Origin of the sequence: Streptomyces sp. NPDC005761, assembly GCF_040630635.1 — a bacterium.
Lineage (GTDB): Bacteria > Actinomycetota > Actinomycetes > Streptomycetales > Streptomycetaceae > Streptomyces.
On record NZ_JBEXXX010000048.1, the window covers coordinates 1 to 18,667 of the forward strand.

Here is an 18,667-nt window from a genome sequence, read left to right on the forward strand (position 1 = left end):
TACCCCATCGCTGCGCGATGGGAGAGCGAACGCCCGCGCTGCGCGCGGGTGTTGCGCTCACGCTCCGCGTGAGCGGAGCGGGACGCTGAGCGTCCCGCGCACCAGCCCGGCTGCGCCGGGCTGGTGACGTTCCGTTCGCTGCGCTCCCGGAACTGGTGGGCCTACGGCCCACCGGAGGTGGCTTTCGCTGCGCGCCAGCCACTTTAGGCGCTGCGCGCTACAAGGGGCCGGACCCGCTGCGCGGGTTCGGCAACGGGCCTTCGGCCCGGGCGCCTAGAGGGGCGGGGTGCGGTGGCGGGCTCTCAGCAGACCGCGGACTCAGCCAGAGCCTGGCCGAGTCCGCGGTAAGAGTGATGGGCTATCAGGCGTGAGCGTGATGGCGGGTGCTCGGCAGCTTGTGCGGGACAGCGTGGTGCACGGGCCGGCCTGTTGCGGGAACTGCGAGGTGCCGCAAGGCGAGACTCGCGGTGACGAGCAGTACAGCGAAGACGGCCAAAAGGAGGACGGACACCCACATCTGAGGGCTCCCTGGGGCCTGCTGGCCGGCCCAGAGGGCGGACCCCGTCCACAGCAGGATGGCCGCAGCGTAGAAGGAGCGGACACGGCGCAGTTGCCGCACGGCCCGCAGGAACTGGATGCGTTCGGTCTTCGGTGCCATGCGGCATCGTGTACCCCGGGTGGGCGATGTCTATCAGTGGTAGCGGAAACCTTGTGGAGGGGGCCCGTCGCGGGTATCGCAAGTCTGCATCTCCATGTGATGCAGCATGTAGCATTGGCGTAAAGCAGGGACACCCGATAGTAGGGTCGGGGGCCGCATCAGCTCGGTACTTTGCACAGGAGCGGCTGATGGCCTGGGATATCGGTCGAGCTGAGCGCGGCGGTGGTCGTGCTTGAGGGAGGAGCGGGATTGTGGGCTGGTACGTGCTGGTGGAGCGGGTCAAGTACGGGGAGTGGAGCCTGGGGGACAAGATCCCCGTCGAAGGCGGAGAGAAGGAGGCCCTTGCGCGCGCTGAGGAGACCGCTCGTACCCGCCCCCCGTGGGGCAGCAGCGATTCCAGCCCGTGCGGCCGGCTGGTCTTCCGTACCTCACCGACGAGCTGGCTGGTGGAGCTGACCGAGTCCTCCTGGAGGAAGGGCGACACGTCACCGACCACGTACACCGAGCACCTGAACATCCGCGTGGCGGAACTCGTCCACGTACAGGAGTTGGTCCCTGCCGAACCTCCCAAGAAGGGCCGCTTCGGCCGGTGAACGCCTCGCGCTTCCTCGCCCTCGCGCCAGCGGAAACTTTGGGGGGGGTGCGCGTGACGAATGATCGCGGGTCTTCACCCCTCGGCCCGGACTCCCCTTACAGCGACGCCTCGATCTACGTGGACGCGGAGGCCGCCCCGAGGGTCGTAGCCCGGCTTCGAGAAGCCCTTGGCCTCGCCGAGGACCACGGTCCGGAGCTGACCGTCGGGCCGCTGCGCGTGGAGGGCGCGTACAACGATTACTCCACCGGCCGGCACGCCTACCCCTTCGACTTCCTGGAGTGGCCGACCGTGCTGGAGTGCGAGGCCCACGGGGGATCGCCGGCCGAGGTGGTGCAGGCCGTCGCGGCCGTGCTCGAAGCGTTGTGGCGTGATGGCTTCAAGGCCCTGGCCGCCTGCGACTTCGAGGACGAGCTGCCCGCACGCGGCGGGATCGACAGGTACCCGCGTCCCGCTCCTGCCCCCGCCGGGGGCGCGGTCTCTTCGGGTCGGGGCACGTGGTGGAAGAACCTGATGTCACCCGGAAAAAGAAAGGTCGAAATCTGTGATTAGTCTCCGGGAACATCAGGTGACCCAGAAAACGGCTATTCGGGAATGGGTCAGATTTTTTGCAAGATCGTCCGTTCCCGCGCAGGGGGCCCGGGGCACACTGGTGTCCGCCACGGGATCCGGTAAGACGATCACGGCTGCCGCGAGCGCGCTGGAGTGCTTCCCGGACGGACGAATCCTGGTGACCGTGCCGACCCTGGATCTGCTCGCACAGACCGCCCAGGCATGGCGTGCGGTCGGCCACCGGGCGCCGATGGTCGCAGTGTGCTCGCTGGAGAACGACCCGATGCTGGGCACGCTGGGGGTGCGCACGACCACGAATGCGATCCAGCTCGCACTCTGGGCCGGGACCGGGCCGGTGGTCGTATTCGCTACATACGCCTCCCTCGTGGACCGCGAGGACCCGGAGGGCCCAACAGGTCAGCGGACGGTCCGCGGGCCGCTGGAAGCCGCCCTGGCGGGCGGAGAACGGCTCTACGGCCAGCAGATGGCCCCATTCGACCTCGCCATCGTGGACGAAGCCCACTCAACCGCGGGTGATCTTGGTCGGCCGTGGGCGGCGATCCACGACAACCAGCGGATCCCCGCCCGCTTCCGGCTCTACCTCACCGCCACCCCGCGGATCCTCGCCTCTCCTCACCCGCAGAGGGGCGCGGGCGGGCCGGAGATGGAACTCGCGAGCATGGCCGACGACCCCGACGGCACCTTCGGGGCGTGGCTTCCCGGCGCCGAGCTCGGTCTCTCGGAGGCCATCGAACGGGGCATCCTCGCCGGGTTCGAGATTGACGTCCTCGAGATCCGCGACCCCTCCCCCATCGTCGGGGAGTCGGAGGAGGCGCGGCGTGGCCGGCGTCTGGCGCTCCTGCAGACCGCACTCCTCGAGCACGCCGCGGCGTACAACCTGCGGACGGTCATGACGTTCCACCAGAAGGTCGAGGAAGCAGCCGCGTTCGCGGCGAAGCTGCCGAAGACCGCAGCTGAGCTGTATGCGCGCGATGCCTCGGACGAGGACCTGGCGGCCGCGGAGAAGCTGCCCGCGTCGTCGATCGGCGCGACGTTCTACGAGCTGGAGGCCGGACGGCATGTGCCGCCGGGCCGGGTGTGGTCGGCATGGCTGTGCGGCGACCACCTGGTGGCCGAGCGGCGTGAAGTGCTGCGGCAGTTCGCCAACGGCATCGACGCCGAGGGCCGACGCGTGCACCGCGCCTTCCTCGCCAGCTGCCGCGTCCTCGGGGAAGGCGTCGACATCACCGGCGAACGAGGCGTGGAAGCCGTCTGTTTCGCCGACACCCGCGGCTCACAGGTCGAGATCGTCCAGAACATCGGCCGCGCGCTCCGGCTCAACCAGGACGGCTCCACTAAGGTCGCCAGGATCACCGTGCCCGTCTTCCTCGAGCCCGGCGAGGACCCCACCGACATGGTCGCCTCCGCCTCGTATGCCGGGCTGGTCGCTGTGCTCCAGGGCCTCCGCTCGCATGATGAGCGACTCGTCGAGCAGCTCGCCTCCCGGGCGCGTACGAGCGGGAGGCGCACGGTCCACGTCCGGCGGGATGAAGACGGGCAGATCGTCGGGGCCGACGGCGCCGGTGAGGGCGAGGACCAGGAGGACGACGACACCCAGGCCGCCGCCGAAGCAGCCCTCCTCCACTTCTCCAGCCCCCGCGACGCCGCGACCATCGCAGCCTTCCTCCGTACGCGGGTGTACCGGCCCGAGTCGCTGGTGTGGCTGCAGGGATACCGGGCCCTGCTGCGGTGGCGGGCGGAGAACGAGATCACCGGTCTGTACGCCGTCCCGTATGACGTCGAGGTCGAGGTCGGCGTCACCAAGGACTTCCCGCTTGGCCGGTGGGTGCACCAGCAGAGGAAGGCGCTGCGGGCCGGGGAGCTGGAGGAACGGCGCAAGACCCTGCTCGACTTGCATGAAGCCGGGATGGTGTGGGAGCCGGGCGAGGAAGCGTGGGAGAACAAGCTCGCCGCGCTCCGGTCCTACCACCGGGCCACCGGGCACCTCGCGCCCCGGCAAGACGCCGTGTGGGGCGAGAGCGAAGCCGAGGGCCTAGTGCCCGTCGGGCAGCACATGGCCAACCTCCGCAGGAAGGGCGGCCTCGGGAAGGACCCGAAACGGGCGGAGAAGCGCGCGGCGCAGCTGAACGCGATCGACCCGGACTGGAACTGCCCCTGGCCGCTGAACTGGCAGCGCCACTACCGCATCCTCGCCCACCTCGCCGCCGACGAACCCGACGGGGTCCTGCCCGACATCGCACCCGGCGTCCTCATGGACGGCGACGACATCGGACGATGGCTCACGCGGCAGAAGAACCCGGGCACCTGGGCGCAGCTCCTGCCCGGGCAGCGGGAACGGCTGACCGCACTGGGCGTCAACGCCCCTGTGTCCCCGTCTCCTGCCCCAGCGCCCAAGCGCACCACGAAGGGCCCGAGCAAAGGCGAGCAGGCGTTCCAGCGGGGCCTGACAGCCCTTACGCAGTACATCACCCGCGAAGGCCAAACCGTAGTCGGCAGGAACCACGTTGAAGAGTTGCCGGACGGCACGACGATCAAGCTAGGTGTGTTTCTGAGTAACCAGAAGGTCAGGCGTGACCGGTTGGATGCGAAGCAGCGGGACGCGCTCGCCGGCCTGGGTTACACCTGGGTCGCAGAACAGCCCGGGGCCTCATCGGCGTCGGCCGACCCGCCCGCCACGCCGTGCACCAGATCACCCAGCTGATGCGCGGCCAGGCACAGTGCCTGCCTGTGCGGAAGACCTGGGCGCCCGGGGCGGCCGGTCGCGTCTGATGGCGCCCATGACCCCATCATCTTCTGCCTTGTGGCGCGTCATCGACGAGGAGGATGCCACCGCGCTGACGCTCGTCGTCGACACTCCGGCCGGGGTCTGCACCCGCCGTGTCCCGCCGGCGCTGCCTCTGGCCCCGGGCGTCGAGCATGGCCCTGCGGCGGAGCAGGCGGCCCATCATGCCGCGGCGGCCTGGGGTCTGCCCGACTTCGTCTTCCGCCAGGCCGCCCACGCTTGGATAAGGATCAGGCCTCCGTGAACTCGGTGACCGCCTGCTGCTGGCCGGCCATCGGGGTGCGGTCGTGCAGGTCAAGGCCCGCACCACCACCGCCCAAGGACGACACCGCAGAAGCCGCCTGGATCAAGAAGGTGGCCACCAAGGCGATGAGCCAGGCGAAAAGGGGCCGTCCGGCAACTGCGGATGATGCCAGCCGACATGGTCAACGGCCGTGAGCGGATCCTGAACGTCGACGGCAACGCCTACGAGTGGATAGCCGTTTTCCTGCTCGATCACCCCGGTGTCCCCGCGGGCACGGTGGTCACCTGGCAGGAGATCGGCATGCCGGGGATCGCGCTGACCCGCCGCGACTGGGACTTCCTCTTCGACCAGCTGCGCTCCACCACTGCAGTGCTGGACTACCTCTTCCGCGCCGCGAAGGAGCCCTCTGTCCCACTCGGCGAGGAACCGGTGCGCTACTACGAATTCGCCGCCGCCGCCTCGCCGGCGCAGTTCGACACGGAGCTCGTGGGCCCCGGAGGCGTTGCCTACTCCACCCCGCTGCTGCCTCAGGCCCCGGCCGGGGGCGACGGCACCCAGGCCCACCTCATGATCCGCCTGCTGTTCGAGGACATAGCCCTCAGCCCTCTGAAGCCCCCGCTGACCGAAGCCAACCGTTTCGCTCTCCTGTGCGACCTCGACCGGCTGCCCGTCGGCGCCCGCACCGAATGGGGTCACCTGCTCGCCGACGTGCTCCGCGACGTACCCGAGGTTTCCTTGGAACACTGCAAATGGCGTTTTCGGCGCATGCTCCACGAGGACGAGACCCGCCAGCTCATCTTCGGAGCGGCCACCCTTCTCGACTCCCGCGTCAAAGCCGCCTTTCGGGCTTACGTGCTGCTGCGGCATCACGAGGTAACCACGCGTACCGGACTGGCTGAGCAGACCGCCACGCTCGGTGTCCTGCTCACCCCCCGCCGCGGCGGGAACTCACCGTGGGACACCACCAGCATCCGCGTCGAAGGCCAACTGGACCTCCCCGACGACGAACTTCAGCTCTACCGGCAGGCATGGAACCGCACCCCCGAAGACGGCACCGCCGTCCCGGGCTGACCGGCGCACCGGCCCGCCGTACCGGTGAGCCCCGGACGCCACGCCGAAGGGGCCAGATGTGCCGGGAGCCGTGCTGCGCGTCAGGTGACGGTAGGGCTGCGGCGTTCCAGGAGGACGACGTCGTGCCAGTGGCGGTGATGGCGGCCGATGCGCCCACGATGGCCGATGACGCGGAACCCGGGGCGCTCGTGGAGGGTGAGGCTGGCGTCCTCGCCGTGCTCCTCCCGCCCGACCGGCCACCGTTCCCTGTCATCGACAGCGACACCTTGCATAGCCTTGACGCGCTCATCGGCCTCGACACGCACAGCCTCCTCGGCCCACTCCTCGCCGCCCCAGCAGCAGACCCCGACAACCCCCAGTCAGCGGCTGACCACCCCCTGCCTCATCCCTTCGGACAAGACGGAGCAGCAAGCCGTGACAGACCAACCACTCGCCCTCGCGCCCGATCGATGGCAGCGCCTCGCCGCCGCCCACCAGGCCTACACCGAGACTGTCAGCCCTTACTACGACGAGACCCTGCAGGAAGTGACACGCCGTGCGTGCGCCAGCGGAAGCATCGGCAAAGCCGACATCGGAGCACTGCTGATGTGGAAACGGCTCAGGGCCGATACGCCCTGGGCCTCCGAACTCATGGCGCTCGCGGACGCTGACGTACGCCGCGCAACCGCCGCGGCCGCGGCCGCCGCCCGGGATACTTCTCTCACCCGCTGCTCGGCAGCGCAAGCCGGCCGAGCAGCCCTGGCCTCACTACCTGGTTTCCGTACTGGTGACGCCCTCGCCTCCGCCGTCCTCACAGCAGCCGCACCGGACCGCATGGCTGTCTACGACCGCCGAGCCCACAACGGACTGCGCACCCTCGGCATCCCCCTCAGCCATGCACCCGGCCGCTACAGCCGCTACATAGAAGCGATCGACCAGCTCCTGACCGCCGCTCCAGACGCCATCCGCAGCTGGACCGCCCGCGACATCGACATCGCCCTGTACTGGATGACCACATACCAGCACTCAACGAATCTGATCAACACACCCGGAACATGACCACACCTGACCAGCACTCGCTCCACCTGATGAAGCAGCAGCTCAGCTCAGCTCAGAGAACTGAAACCCGGTCCCCCATCACCAAGCGACCCGGAACACTATCGCCACCCACACCAAACTGATCGGCCCAGGCCAGCCCGCCACCCACTGATCAGAAAAGCCGCCCCTGGACATGAGCGCGCTGGGAGACCTGGGCATGGACTGGGCGCAGAGCCTCGTAGTGAGGGGCTGTCGATGCCTTCCGGTCAGAGATCTGCGGGTTCTGGCCGTGCTCGGGGAGCCCTCCGGGGGGCGGGCCTCCCTGGTCCGTTGGGTCTGAGAAGCCCGTTGGCGCATGGTCTGCGAAGGGTCGCGGGGATCCGGTGGCCGTGAGGTGAGGTGGGGTGAGGTGATCGAAGCGGTGTGTTCTCGGTTGCCACTGCGACACGGCGGTGACGGCAAACGGTTTGTCTCAGCTTGTTGATGACGCTTTCGTGTCTGCACGAGCGCCGCCCGATCCGCGGTGGCGCGCCGGCATCAGGGGTGGGATCAGAGTTGAGGAACACGTTAGGAAGAGGCAGCAGGCTGACGACGGTGCTGCTGGCGGGTGTGCTGGCCGGGTCGGCGTTGACGGCGGCTCCGGGTACCGCGTCCGCGGCCCCGCAAGCGGCCGCTTCGGCGGTGGTGGTGCCGTCGGGTCCGGGTGTGGAGCTGTCGGCCGCGTCGTTCACCCAGATGACGGTGGACGACGTCAGCGGGCGTGTGTGGATCGCCGGTGACCGGGTCTATCCGGACGGGTCGCGGGACGGCGAGCTGGTCGGCCTGCTCTACGGGGGCAGCGGGCCCGCCGTCGCGAGCGCCCACATGGCCGCTCCGCTGTCCGGTGTCGCGGTGGAGCCGGACGGGTCGAGGGTCTATGCCGGGCAGTCGGACCACATCGCGAACTACTCCCATGACAACGGGTCCTTGTCCCCCCTCGACCCGATTCCGGCGCCGGACGACGGCTGTGGGCGGGAGCTGGTGCACACCGGCGGACGGCTGTTCTTCACCAGCAGGCCGGCCGCGACGAGTGAGGACTGCGCCGACGCGCTGGGCAGTGTCGGCGTCGCCGCGACGAGTGAGGGCGGCAAGGCCGGGGAGGTCATGTACACGAGTACCTCGGTCCATCTCGAGGCAGGACCCGGGGGGCTGCTGGTGACGGCTCCAGAGCGTTGGTCCCCGAGCGACGACCCCGACCTGGGGATCTACCGGGTGACGGACGGGGCGGACGGGAATCTGCTGGAGTTCCTGGGCGAGCGCCGGTTCACGGAGGACGGCACGGGTCAGGGTATGGACTTCCGGGACGCCGACTTCTCCGCGGACGGCTCCGTCCTCGCGGTGGCCGACGGGGTCCGCGGGACCGTGCTGCTCAGCGGCTGGGACGCCCGCTTCCTCGAGAACCACTACGCGCCGCTGCCGCAGGGCGTGGCGCCCGCGGCTGTCGCCTTCAGTCCCGACGGCAAGTGGTTCGCGCAGGGCGGCGCTGCGTCGGGCGATGCGGCTGACCTGACCCTGGCGTTCGCCGATCCGTCGGTCGAGCGTGAGCCGCTGCGCATCAGTTTCGAGGACGAGGCCGCAGGCGACCGCGTCGTCCCGCGGGGCATGGAGTTCTCCGGGGACGGTCAACAGCTGTTCGTCGTGACCTCCAATCAGGAGGGGAACCGGTTCTGGCTGCACACCGTTCAGACCCGGGAAGCCCTGGCCCCCTCTCGGTTCGTGGACGTGACGCACGGTCCGGCCGTTGCCGGGGGGCTGTTCAGGGTGACCGGACGGCTGGACCTGGATGGGCTGGCGCCCACCGAGGCGCCGCGGATCACGGTGCAGCGGCTGTACGGGCAGGAGGTTGCCGACCTGCCGCCAGTCCCGGTCGCCCAGGACGGAACGTTCGTCCTGGAGGACGTTGTGCCGGACCTGGCCGGGAACGTCCAGTACGTGCTCGGCTATGCGGGGGACGAGGTCCATTGCCTCTCGGAACACTGGCTTGTGGTGGACACGCTCGAGGCGTCGAACCCGGTGCCCCCCGACGGCCACTAGCCGGTACGCAGCGCGGCGGGCTCCCCCGGCGCTGTGGCGGATCGAGTCGAAGGCATCCGGCTTCAGCGGGTATCGAGGTGTTTGTGCTGGCGTGCGGCACAAGCCGTGCCGAAGCCGTCGGCGACACGCTCTGCCGTTCCAGGTCGACAGCGCCCCACCGCGCACCCCCCGGGCCGGCCCTGCTCCGCCCGTGCGGCGCACGGGCGGAGCAGGCTGCCGCTGCCGGCCCCGGCCGCTGCTCGCCGGCGGCGCCCCTCCGCGTGTCCGGACGCAGAGGCGGCGCCGGCGGGTGTACTCCTCGAGGACGGAGGGGCGGCCCTGCCACCGGCCGTGGAAGAGGTCTGCGGCGGTGGTCGCGTCCGCGAGGGGTTTGACGGGGCGGTAGGCGCCTGGTGGCGCTGCGCCCGGACGGGTGACAGGCTTGATCAGGTGGACCGTGACCGGATGGAGAAGCAGCTGCTGGACGGTTTGACCGTCGACACCAGCCGGCCCGAGCAGCCGATCCTGCTCGACGAGGCGGGCAAGCCGATCAGGACCTGGCGCGAGAACTACCCCTACGACCGCAAGATCCGCCGCCGGGAGTACGAGCGGATCAAGCGCATCCTGCAGATCGAGATGCTCAAGCTCCAGCGGTGGACCAAGAGCACCGGCGCACGGGTCGTGGTGCTTTGCGAGGGGCGGGACGCGGCGGGAAAGGGCGGCACCATCCAGCGGTTCACCGAGCGCCTCAACCCGCGTGGCGCGCGCATCGTGGCCCTGGACAAGCCCACCGACCGCGAGCGCGGCCAGTGGTACTTCCAGCGCTACGTGGCCCATCTGCCGGCGCCCGGCGAGCTCGTGTTCTTCGACCGCTCCTGGTACAACCGGGCCGGAGTCGAACGCGTCATGGGCTTCTGCACTCCGTCCGAGTACGAGCTCTTCCTCCGGCAGTGCCCGGAGTTCGAGAAAATGCTCGTCGACGACGGCATCATCGTGGTCAAGTTCTGGTTCTCGGTCTCCCGCGCCGAGCAGCGCACACGCTTCGCCATCCGCCAGGTCGACCCGGTCCGCCAGTGGAAGCTCTCGCCCACGGACATGGACTCCCTTGATCGCTGGGACGACTACACCACCGCGAAGGTCGACATGTTCCGCACCACCGACACCGAGCACGCGCCCTGGACCGTCGTGAAGAGCAACGACAAGCGCCGGGCACGCCTCGAAGCGATGCGCAGTCTGCTCGCCCGCATCGACTACACGGCCAAGAACGACGAGGCGGTCGGCAGGCTCGACCCCCTCGTCGTGGGCCCGGCCGCCACCCTGCTGGAACCGGGCGAGGAGGACACCGCTCTCTCGCCCACCCGCCTCGCCCCGCACGCCGAGGGGCCGGGCGAACATCCCTGATCGCTCTCAGCCGCGCGTGGCGGTGACGTCACCGTTGACGGTGGTCAGGGTCATGCCGTGCCCGTTTCCCTCCGTGGCGGAAGGGAACGCCACCGAGGTCCGGCCGTTCCGCGTCGTCGCGTCGGCGGCGTACTCGGGCGCGTCGCTGGGCAGCGACACCCGCACAGAGCCGTTGGTCGTGGCGGCGTCTAGACGGGCCGGTGAGGTGGTGCTGGCGAGCGTCACGTCACCGTTGACGGTCTGCGCGTGCAGACGCGCCGAACTCAGGGTTCCCGCGCGCACCGAGCCGTTGCGGGTGACCAGACGGACGGTGGCGTCGTCGCGGCCGGAGCGGGCGACCGTCACGTCCCCGTTGACAGTGGTCAGGTCCAGCGCCGTCGCGACGCCGGCCACGTCGATCCCCGCGTTTTGGGCGGTGACCGTGACCGGGACGCCGGCGGGGATGCCGACCGCGGGCATGCGGGGGCAACGCCCGTCCTCGTGATTGCCCGGCCCGTCGGGCGCGGGCTCCTCGTCCCCGGGGCAGGACAGATCGAGGACCCAGGTGTCATCGCGATGGGACCAACGGCCCTCGATCCGGGCCTCGATGACCACCCGGTCGTCTTCGGCCGGCCGCAGACGCACGCCGTTGTCGGTCGTGATCACCAGATGCGATCCCCGGCCCAGGCCGGGCGGCGCGCCATCGCGCCCTGCGCCGGGGTCCCCGCCGCACGCCGCCAGGAGGGGAACGGCCGCCAGCAGTGCCGCCCATCGCGATCGATACGTGAAAGCCGTGAGGTTCATGTTTCCTCGTCTTCCCTGCGCGAAGCCATCCCATGGCACACGGCCAGGGTCTCCAGGCAGGTGCGGAGCTGCGCGAGGAAGGCCGTGACGTCTTCGAGGACGGGGACGGTGCGGGGTTCGATGTCGGTGATCTGCTGGTCCCAGCCGGCTTACGGACCGCTGGTGTCGTACCAGCAGGGCCGTCGGCGGCCGCTTCCTCCCATCGAGAGGGCGGCGGGCAGTGGCACACCAGAGCCGCACGAGCACGCCCCGCGCAGCGCGGTAGCCAGCGGGGCGCGGTAGCCACCGGGCGCGGTAGCCACCGGGGCGCGCAGCGCGGTAGCCAGCGGGGCGCGCAGCGCGGTAGCCAGCGGGGCGCGCAGTGTGCCGTCGTAGGCCCACCAGTCAGTGGTCTGATGCGTCTCCGCCACACCTCCGAGGCCGAAGACCAGCGGTTCCGGCACGGGCCGTCGCCCAACCCCGGACCCGCGCCTTTGAAGCGCGTAAGACACCTGCCTCTTGTCTGCTGAGGCCCCACAGGACGAGCAAGGAGTCAGCCTCTGCCTGGTTGCAGATCCTGATCCGAGCTGTTCTTTTGCCAAAGAGCTCGTCCGCCACACACCTGCGACGCCGACAGAACAAGGACCGAAGTGCCGCACCGTTCATCTCCGGCTGGACATCACAGCGCTCGTTGAAGCGCATGCCGACGTCACGAATGACGGGCAGAGGCTCAGCTGCTCGCAGGCTCCGCGCGCGACTCCACCGCAGCCCAGGCCCCCAGCGGCCGCCACAGCAGAGCGTGCATCCAGTGCCGGCACGGCCGGGCGAGCCGTGCCTCGTCCGCGACAGCGACAGCGACAGCGACAGCGACAGCGACAGCGACAGCGACAGCGACAGCACGACCGGTACAACCGCACGCCCCCATCGTGAGCGCGCCCTGGCCGTCAGGAGGGCGGTGGCGCCCCGATGGGGGAGTCCGCCGGGTGGCGCGGGCGGACTGGGTCGATCACCGACTGCCTTCGCGAACGCACCGCCTGCCCCCCTTCCTCGGGGAGCCCGCCTCCGTCTCTGCCTGCGAGAACGCGGGGCTACTCCGCCTCTTCGCGGGTACTCGCGTTCGAAGGCGCGTCGGCCCCGGCCCGCCGCAGAGTAAAGCCCTCCGATGCAGTGGGAGAGGAAATGAGGCTTCGCGACTTTGCTCAGGCCACAGCATCCCGGTGCTCCACCGAGGTGCTCAGTGGCCGGTACCGCCTTGACGATCCCCTCGGCTCGGGTGGTGCTGCCGATGTCCACCGGGGTTTCGACCTCCGGTTGAAACGACCGGTCGCGATCAAGATCTTCCGGCCTGACGCCTGTCTCAACAGCGAGGAGAGCTGGTACGACGAAGCAGTGATCCTGGCTCGGCTGCATCACCCCGGACTCGTCACCGCCTTCGACGCAGGGCAGCACGACGGACGCTCCTTCCTGGTCATGCAGCTGATCGAAGGCACCACGCTCAAGGACCGCATCACCCAGGGCCCGCTGCCCCCTGGTGTGACCGCCGCTCTCGGGGCCGACCTCGCCCAGGCACTGGCTCACGCGCACCAAGCAGAAATCGTCCACCGGGACGTCAAACCGTCCAACATTCTCCTGGACGCTGCCAACCGGCCCTATCTGGCCGACTTCGGCATCTCCCGGCTGCTGGACGCCACCACCCGCACCGCCACCGGCACGCTCATGGGCACCGCCGCCTACCTCTCCCCCGAGCAGGTACTCGGCCAGCCCGTCGGCCGGCCCTCCGATGTCTACGCACTGGGCCTGGTGCTCCTCGAATGCCTCACGGGCAGGCTCGAGTACGACGGCGGGCCCCTTGAGGCCGCCATCGCACGACTGCACCGTCAGCCCGTCCTGCCTCACGGGCTGCCCGAACAACTGAGCCGTCTGCTGCGGGAGATGACGGCCCTGGACGAGCAGAACCGCCCAACAGCCTACGACTGCGCCCGCACTCTGGCAGGGCTGGGCGACACGGTTCCCGTGGCGGCCGGCCTCCCGACGCCCGCCACGCGCCTCGTCACCGGCCAGGAGTCGCCGGGGACGACAGACCACACGCACGTCAATCCGGCCCTCGTCAGGAATCAGGACACCACTCGAAGCGCGCCCGCGCGTGGGCGCACCCTCATAGCCAGCACGACTGTCGCACTCGCCGCTGTCGTGGCAACCGCATTCGCCGTCACCGGCAGCTCCGCCCCTCAGGACACCCACCGGAACACGACCAGGGTTTCCGGCACCCCCGCCGCAACACCCGAAACGTCCGGCACCAAAGGACAGCGGAAGGCGCTCCCGCCGTCTTTGGGGGCGCCGTCCTTCGACGACAACGCCACTGTGGGCACACGCTCCGAGGACGCCCCCGGGCTCAGCGCCCGCCCCGCTTCTCCCACTTCGGTCGGCGAACCTGCCGACAGCCCGGATACCTCCAGCTCATCACCCACCGCGCCACCCCCCACAAGCACGGCACCCACGACATCCAAAACACCGACTACACCGATAACACCGAGCAACGGAAGCCCACCAGCAACCACACCGGACGCCACCGCGACCACACCCTCCCACCGACCACCCGGCCGGGCAAAGAAAACAAAAGCAGCCGAGGACAGGGCCCAGCAGAACTAGCACAGCAACGGCGCTTGGTGTATGCCCTGGTCAACAGCTTGAGCAAGGGAATTTAAGCGGCGTGATGCCGAGTACGGGGCGGGTTCGCCCGCCTGTCCCGCGAACGAATGGCCGCGCCGTGTGCAGTGACGGCGACGGGGACACCCATGGCACGTGATCGATGACGCACCTGCCTCAGCACGGGAACACGCACTGGAAGAACTCTTCTTACGGATCGGCCACCGCTTTCCTCGTGTCGAGCCCGGACGACGGATGCGGGACTACGTGCGTGGTCTGCCCGGACCGGTGGGACGCAACAACTCCTGGCAGCCGGCTGAATTCGCGCTGGGCACTCCACCCCTGACGGGCTGCAGCACCTCCTGGCGAAGAGCCGCTGGGGGGCCGACGAGACACGCGACGACCTGCAGGGATACGTCGCCGAACACCTCGGCACCGCCGACGGCATCCTGACCATCGACGGCACCGGCTTCGTCAAGAAGAGCATCACCTCAGCCGGCGTGCCACGCCAGTACTCCGGCACCGCCGGCCGCACCGAGAACTGCCAGATCGGCGTCTTCGCCACCTGCGCCACCACCCGCGGCCACGCTCTCGCCGACCACGAGCTCTACCTCCCCAAGTCCTGGACCCAGGACCCCGAACGCTGCCGCACCGCCCACACCCCTCACCGCCTGTTCACGACCACGAACGAGCCGGCCCGCACGTGGTCCTGCGAGCGCAGGCCGGCCCACTGCCCGTCGCCCGGGTCGCGCCGGATGCCGCCTGCGGGCAGGACTCCCGCCTGGGACGCTTCCCGGAAGACGCCGGCCTGTCCTACGTCGTGGCCGCGCCGAAGTCCCAGCAGGTCCACGTCCCCCTGATCGAGCCGAGCACCTCATCGGCCAGGCCCCCGACCAGGCATGGCCACGGCTCTCCTGAGGAAACAGCACCAGAGGCAGCTCGCCGAAGCGCTGCGCGGCGACTGCACCGATCCGGGTAACGGCCAGGACCCTCACCGGAGTTGGCCGACGACAGCCCCGCCCCAAGGGGCAATCGGCGCGGCAGTTGAGTTGACGTCCGCGCTTCCCCCAAAGAGCGGATGCTCCTCTCGGGTCTCAGTCCTTGGGCGCCCAGGGCACTGGAGAAGGGTCAGGGCCCTCCAGGACGTTGCGGAGCTTCTCCTTCAGGGTCCTGGGAAGCGGATGTCCTTCTTCCTGTGTGTGGACGAGGCGGGCCGTGCTCACGCGTATGTGGCACTCGCGTTGATGCTGCCTGAGCCACACCAGCCAAACCCCGCCCGGGGTGAGGAAGGCGCGGCGGGCCGGGGTGTCACCAGGTCGCGCATGCCTGGCCAGGAGGGCCGGCAGGTAGTGGAGCGCGGCATCCTCGGCCACGGCCAGTGCCTGCTCCTTGGGACCGTTGACCGGGTGGCTGGCCACCAGGGCCCAACGGTGCAGTTTCAACTCGACACCGTCGGCACGCCGGGTCACACGAGTGTCCTCTTCGATAAGGACGTACCAGTCATCAGCCATGCCGGGAGCCTAGCCACCCCGCACGGCCCGCGACCTCACGCCCTCTGCTGCTCGCCGCCCACTCCTGTGCCCTGTGCCACATATGCCCTGGCGCTCTGGTCAGAGGGCAATGCGCCTGCGGTCACCGCCCAACGCCTCCTGCGACCGCGACAGATGGATGGGCCGGCTCCATGGGTGAGCCGGCCCCTGGGGCGCTGGAGGGGTGCCCGACCAGGTCACAGCGGATTCGGTGGGGCCGGCCGGTGCCCGCCTGAGTGGCCCACCGCTTCATCCAAGCAGAGAACGCGTCGACGAGACCGCTGCAGAACTGTTCCCCGGGTACGGAGCCGCGGTTCTTGCTGGTGTCGCACAAGGCGCATAAGGCGGCATTGTTGAAGATGGCCGAGACGGCGGCGTTGAGGTCCTCACAGACGCCGAGCTTCCCGCGGCCGAAGCCGACGAACATCCAGAACACTCCCCGCACAGCTAAGTTCCACAGCAGCCAGCCGACTACGGCCTTGGTGCGGGTGTGGGGGTCGCGGTGAACATCCGCTCGGTGAGCTGGGACGGGGCCCGGTGCGCCGGGGGGATGCGCTGAGGGCGGTGCCGTGGCGGGCTACCGCCTCACGGGACGCCCACGCCCCTCACCCCTCCCTCCGCCGCGAGAAGGCCGCGAACGCCACCGCGACCAGGGCGCACGCGGCGGAGACCAGCCAGACCGCCGTGTAGCCGCCCTCGCCGGGCTCGTCGGCGCCGGTGGAGGTCAGCGCGCCGAGCAAGGAGGCGAAGACACCGCCCGCGACGGCTCCGCCCAGCGTCTTCACGTTGTTGTAGAGGGCCGCCGAGATGCCGGTGCGGGTCGGGTCGGACGCCTCCACGATCACCGTGGGCATCGCGCCCAGCGCCAGCCCGATACCGAGGCCCAGGAAGGTCGATCCGGCCGCCATCTGCCACAACGCGCCGTGTGCGAGGGCGAACTGCAGGAAGGTGAGCGCCACCAGGCCGAAGGCGGTCATCAGGGTCGCCCGGTAACCGATCCGCCGCGCCACCGCCGCCGTGGCCAGCGAGCCGACGACGCTGCCGACGGCGCCGGGCAGCGAGGCGAGGGAGATGCCCAGGGCGGTGAGGCCGAAGCCGTAACCGGTGGCCTCCGGGTCGGCCGCGTAGAAGGTGGCGTTGGGCGTCTGGCTGCCGAAGTAGAAGACGCCGAACAGGAACGCCGCCAGGTAGAAGGGTGCGGTGGTGCGTGCCGCCAGGGCCCGTACGTCCACCAGGGGTTCGGCGCTCCACAGCTCGACCACCGCCCAGCAGGCGAGCAGCGCGAGGCCGAGCAGGAGCGGGCCGAGCACCCGCGCCGAGCCCCACGAGCCGTCAGCGGCGCCGGACACCCCGCCCAGCAAGGCGATCATGGCGGTGCTCAACAGCGCCACCCCCGCCCAGTCGACCCGCCCGGCCGCCCTGGTGCGCGATTCCGGTACCGCCACGAAGGAAACGGGGACGCACACCACCGCGAGCAGGGCGGGCACCAGCAGCGTCAGCCGCAGGGAGCCGAAGGCGGAGTCGACCAGCCCCATGACCAGGCCGCCCGCCAGCGCCCCGACGGTCAGCGCGCCGACGAGCCGGGCAATGGCCCGGCGGGCGTCGGCCACCGGCAGCCGATCGCGCACCAGGGCGATCTCCAGCGGCAGCAACGCGGCGATCGGCCCCTGGAGTACGCGGCCGGCGAGCAGCACCCCGTAATCGGGTGCGAGGGCAACGACCAGGGAGCCGGCGGCGATCATCGCGAGGGCGATCCGCAGCAGCCTGCGGTGGCCGTAGAGGTCGCCGAGCCGGCCGAACAGCGGGACGCAGACGGCGGCGGCCAGCAACTGCACGGAGACGACCCAGTTCAGCGCGGCGGAGCCGATGCCGAGGTGGCCGGCGAGGTCCGGCAGCAGCGGGGCCAGCCCGACCTGGAGGAAGCCGCTGGTCATCTCGAAGAAGACGAGCAGTCCCACGACGGTGGTGACCGACGCGGCGGGCAGCTTCCGCCCGGCGGCGTCCGGCAGCGGGGTGGCGGTGGCGGTCACGGGGGGTGTCACTCCTGAGGGGCGAGCGCGGGGACGGCCCGGAGGTCCGGGAGGGCGTCCGGGGCGGTGAGCGGGGCGTCGAGGCGGCGCAGCGCCAGCCCGGCGAGCAGGGCGGCGGCGTGAGGCAGGGCGCCGTCGTCGTAGACCGCCCGAGCCGAGTGGTTCATCGGGGCGGTGGCCGGGTCCGTGCCGGGCGGGCAGGCGCCGAGGCCCACGAACGCGCCGGGCACCTCCTCCAGGACGAAGGAGAAGTCCTCGGCCCCGGCCATGGGGTGCGGGGCCTCGAAGGCGTGGTCCTCGCCGAGCACGGCGCGGGCGGTCTCCAGCGCGAACGCGGCCTCCCCGGCGTGGTTGACGGTGGCCGGGTACTGCTCGACGTAGTCGATCTCCGCGGTGACGCCGTGCGCCCGCGCCACCCCGTGCACGGTCCGTTCGAAGGCCGAGCGGACGGTGGCCCGCGCGGCGGCGGAGAAGGTGCGCACGGTCGCGTCGAACCGGGCGGTGTCCGCGATGACGTTGGCGGCGGTGCCGGCCTCGATCCTGCCGACGGTGATCACGGCCGGGTCGAAGACGTCGATCTCACGGGTCACCGCAGTCTGGAGGGCGGTGACCGCCGCGCACAGCGCGGGCACGGGGTCGGAGGCGGAGTGCGGGGAGGAGCCGTGGCCGCCCCGGCCGCGCACCGTGACGTGCACGGCGTCGGAGGCGGCGAGCATCGGGCCGGGGCGGGTGGCGGCGTAGCCGGTGGGAGCGCCGGTGGACACGACGTGCAGGGCGTACGCGGCGACCACCCGCTCCCCGGCGGCGTGCAGCACCCCCTCGTCGATCATGATCCGGGCGCCGCCCATGCCCTCCTCGCCGGGCTGGAACATGAAGACCACGTCTCCCGCCAGTTCCCCGCGCCGCGCCGCGAGCAGCCGGGCGGCCCCGACCAGCCCGGTGACGTGCAGGTCGTGGCCGCAGGCGTGCATCCGCCCTTCGAGCACGGACGCGTACGGCAGGCCGGTGTCCTCCGTGACGGGCAGGGCGTCCATGTCGGCGCGCAGCAGCACGGGGGGTCCGGGTCGCCCGCCGCGCAGGACGGCGGTGACAGAGCTCAGCGCGCGGCCCCGCCGGATCTCCAGGCCGAGGCCGTCCAGCGCGTCGAGGATCCGGGCCTGGGTCAGCGGCAGGTCCAGTCCGAGTTCGGGTTCCCGGTGCAGGGCATGGCGCAGGGCGGTGAGCGAGGGGGCGAGTGCGTGGGCATCGTGGAGCAGAGACATGGGCGTATCGTGCGGAGTGAACCCCTCCACGCCGGATCATCCGCAGGA

The 18,667-nt window shown here is 70.5% G+C and carries 17 protein-coding genes and 2 pseudogenes; 10 read left to right on the plus strand and 9 right to left on the minus strand.

All coding sequences use genetic code 11. The features are described 5' to 3' along the window. Positions 1-361 precede the first annotated feature (361 nt). A complete protein-coding gene (locus tag ABZ434_RS30795) occupies positions 362-658 on the minus strand; it encodes a hypothetical protein (protein ID WP_359143454.1) in 297 nt (98 codons plus the stop codon). A gap of 251 nt (positions 659-909) precedes the next feature. On the opposite strand from ABZ434_RS30795, the gene ABZ434_RS30800 reads away from it, so the two are divergent. From ABZ434_RS30800 to ABZ434_RS30815, 4 genes are all read left to right on the plus strand, one after another. Then, the gene (locus ABZ434_RS30800; RefSeq protein WP_359143457.1) at positions 910-1,251 is read left to right on the plus strand and encodes a hypothetical protein; all 342 of its coding nucleotides are present in this window, start codon (positions 910-912) and stop codon (positions 1,249-1,251) included. Positions 1,252-1,304: 53 nt separating this feature from the next. After that, a complete protein-coding gene (locus ABZ434_RS30805) occupies positions 1,305-1,802 on the plus strand; it encodes a hypothetical protein (protein WP_359143460.1) in 498 nt (165 codons plus the stop codon). Beyond that, positions 1,795-4,524 (plus strand): Helicase associated domain protein, encoded by a 2,730-nt coding sequence (locus ABZ434_RS30810; protein WP_359143463.1) that lies wholly within the window; start codon positions 1,795-1,797, stop codon positions 4,522-4,524. Before ABZ434_RS30805 ends, ABZ434_RS30810 begins: the two co-directional genes overlap by 8 nt. Positions 4,525-4,600: 76 nt before the next feature. Beyond that, complete coding sequence (locus ABZ434_RS30815; RefSeq protein WP_359143466.1) at positions 4,601-4,849, plus strand: hypothetical protein; 249 nt, start codon at positions 4,601-4,603, stop codon at positions 4,847-4,849. On the opposite strand, the gene ABZ434_RS30820 is transcribed toward ABZ434_RS30815, so the two are convergent. Next, positions 4,836-4,967 carry a hypothetical protein gene (locus ABZ434_RS30820; RefSeq protein ID WP_359143469.1) on the minus strand — a complete coding sequence of 44 codons (132 nt, stop codon included), beginning with the start codon at positions 4,965-4,967 and terminating at the stop codon, positions 4,836-4,838. The genes ABZ434_RS30815 and ABZ434_RS30820 overlap by 14 nt on opposite strands. Before the next feature lie 59 nt (positions 4,968-5,026). Here ABZ434_RS30820 and ABZ434_RS30825 point away from each other — a divergent pair, with 59 nt between their 5' ends. Next, on the plus strand, positions 5,027-5,920 hold the full coding sequence (locus tag ABZ434_RS30825) for a hypothetical protein (protein WP_359143473.1): 894 nt from the start codon (positions 5,027-5,029) through the stop codon (positions 5,918-5,920). Between the two features lie 80 nt (positions 5,921-6,000). Here ABZ434_RS30825 and ABZ434_RS30830 read toward each other — a convergent pair. Further along, a pseudogene (locus tag ABZ434_RS30830) lies at positions 6,001-6,132 on the minus strand (N-acetyltransferase); the annotation flags it as partial. Between the two features lie 202 nt (positions 6,133-6,334). On the opposite strand from ABZ434_RS30830, the gene ABZ434_RS30835 reads away from it, so the two are divergent. The 3 genes from ABZ434_RS30835 to ppk2 all read left to right on the plus strand — a co-directional run bounded on the left by ABZ434_RS30835 (position 6,335) and on the right by ppk2 (position 10,390). Next, entirely contained in the window at positions 6,335-6,958 is a 624-nt protein-coding gene (locus ABZ434_RS30835; RefSeq protein WP_359143476.1) for a hypothetical protein, read from the plus strand. A gap of 573 nt (positions 6,959-7,531) precedes the next feature. Beyond that, positions 7,532-9,010 (plus strand): hypothetical protein, encoded by a 1,479-nt coding sequence (locus ABZ434_RS30840; RefSeq protein WP_359143479.1) that lies wholly within the window; start codon positions 7,532-7,534, stop codon positions 9,008-9,010. Positions 9,011-9,454: 444 nt separating this feature from the next. Beyond that, positions 9,455-10,390, plus strand: a complete 936-nt coding sequence (gene ppk2 / locus ABZ434_RS30845) for a polyphosphate kinase 2 (RefSeq protein ID WP_359143586.1) — start codon at positions 9,455-9,457, stop codon at positions 10,388-10,390. 6 nt (positions 10,391-10,396) lie between these two features. On the opposite strand, the gene ABZ434_RS30850 is transcribed toward ppk2, so the two are convergent. Together ABZ434_RS30850 and ABZ434_RS30855 are read right to left on the minus strand one after the other, a co-directional pair. After that, positions 10,397-11,173 carry a DUF4097 family beta strand repeat-containing protein gene (locus tag ABZ434_RS30850; RefSeq protein ID WP_359143482.1) on the minus strand — a complete coding sequence of 259 codons (777 nt, stop codon included), beginning with the start codon at positions 11,171-11,173 and terminating at the stop codon, positions 10,397-10,399. A gap of 149 nt (positions 11,174-11,322) precedes the next feature. Further along, the gene (locus ABZ434_RS30855) at positions 11,323-11,616 is read right to left on the minus strand and encodes a hypothetical protein (protein WP_359143485.1); all 294 of its coding nucleotides are present in this window, start codon (positions 11,614-11,616) and stop codon (positions 11,323-11,325) included. 715 nt (positions 11,617-12,331) lie between these two features. Between ABZ434_RS30855 and ABZ434_RS30860 the strand changes: the two genes are divergently transcribed. Together ABZ434_RS30860 and ABZ434_RS30865 are read left to right on the plus strand one after the other, a co-directional pair. After that, the gene (locus tag ABZ434_RS30860; protein WP_359143488.1) at positions 12,332-13,801 is read left to right on the plus strand and encodes a serine/threonine-protein kinase; all 1,470 of its coding nucleotides are present in this window, start codon (positions 12,332-12,334) and stop codon (positions 13,799-13,801) included. 359 nt (positions 13,802-14,160) lie between these two features. After that, positions 14,161-14,421: pseudogene (locus ABZ434_RS30865) on the plus strand (transposase); the annotation flags it as partial. Positions 14,422-14,462: 41 nt separating this feature from the next. On the opposite strand, the gene ABZ434_RS30870 reads toward ABZ434_RS30865, so the two are convergent. The 4 genes from ABZ434_RS30870 to ABZ434_RS30885 form a co-directional block, all read right to left on the minus strand. Then, on the minus strand, positions 14,463-14,648 hold the full coding sequence (locus tag ABZ434_RS30870) for a hypothetical protein (protein WP_359143491.1): 186 nt from the start codon (positions 14,646-14,648) through the stop codon (positions 14,463-14,465). Positions 14,649-14,892: 244 nt separating this feature from the next. Continuing rightward, positions 14,893-15,309, minus strand: coding sequence for a hypothetical protein (locus ABZ434_RS30875; RefSeq protein WP_359143494.1), 417 nt, complete (start codon positions 15,307-15,309; stop codon positions 14,893-14,895). Between the two features lie 623 nt (positions 15,310-15,932). Continuing rightward, positions 15,933-17,357: an MFS transporter gene (locus ABZ434_RS30880; protein WP_359143497.1), complete on the minus strand. Its 1,425-nt coding sequence runs from the start codon at positions 17,355-17,357 to the stop codon at positions 15,933-15,935. Between the two features lie 8 nt (positions 17,358-17,365). Beyond that, positions 17,366-18,619: a M20 family metallopeptidase gene (locus ABZ434_RS30885; protein WP_359143499.1), complete on the minus strand. Its 1,254-nt coding sequence runs from the start codon at positions 18,617-18,619 to the stop codon at positions 17,366-17,368. Positions 18,620-18,667 lie beyond the last annotated feature (48 nt).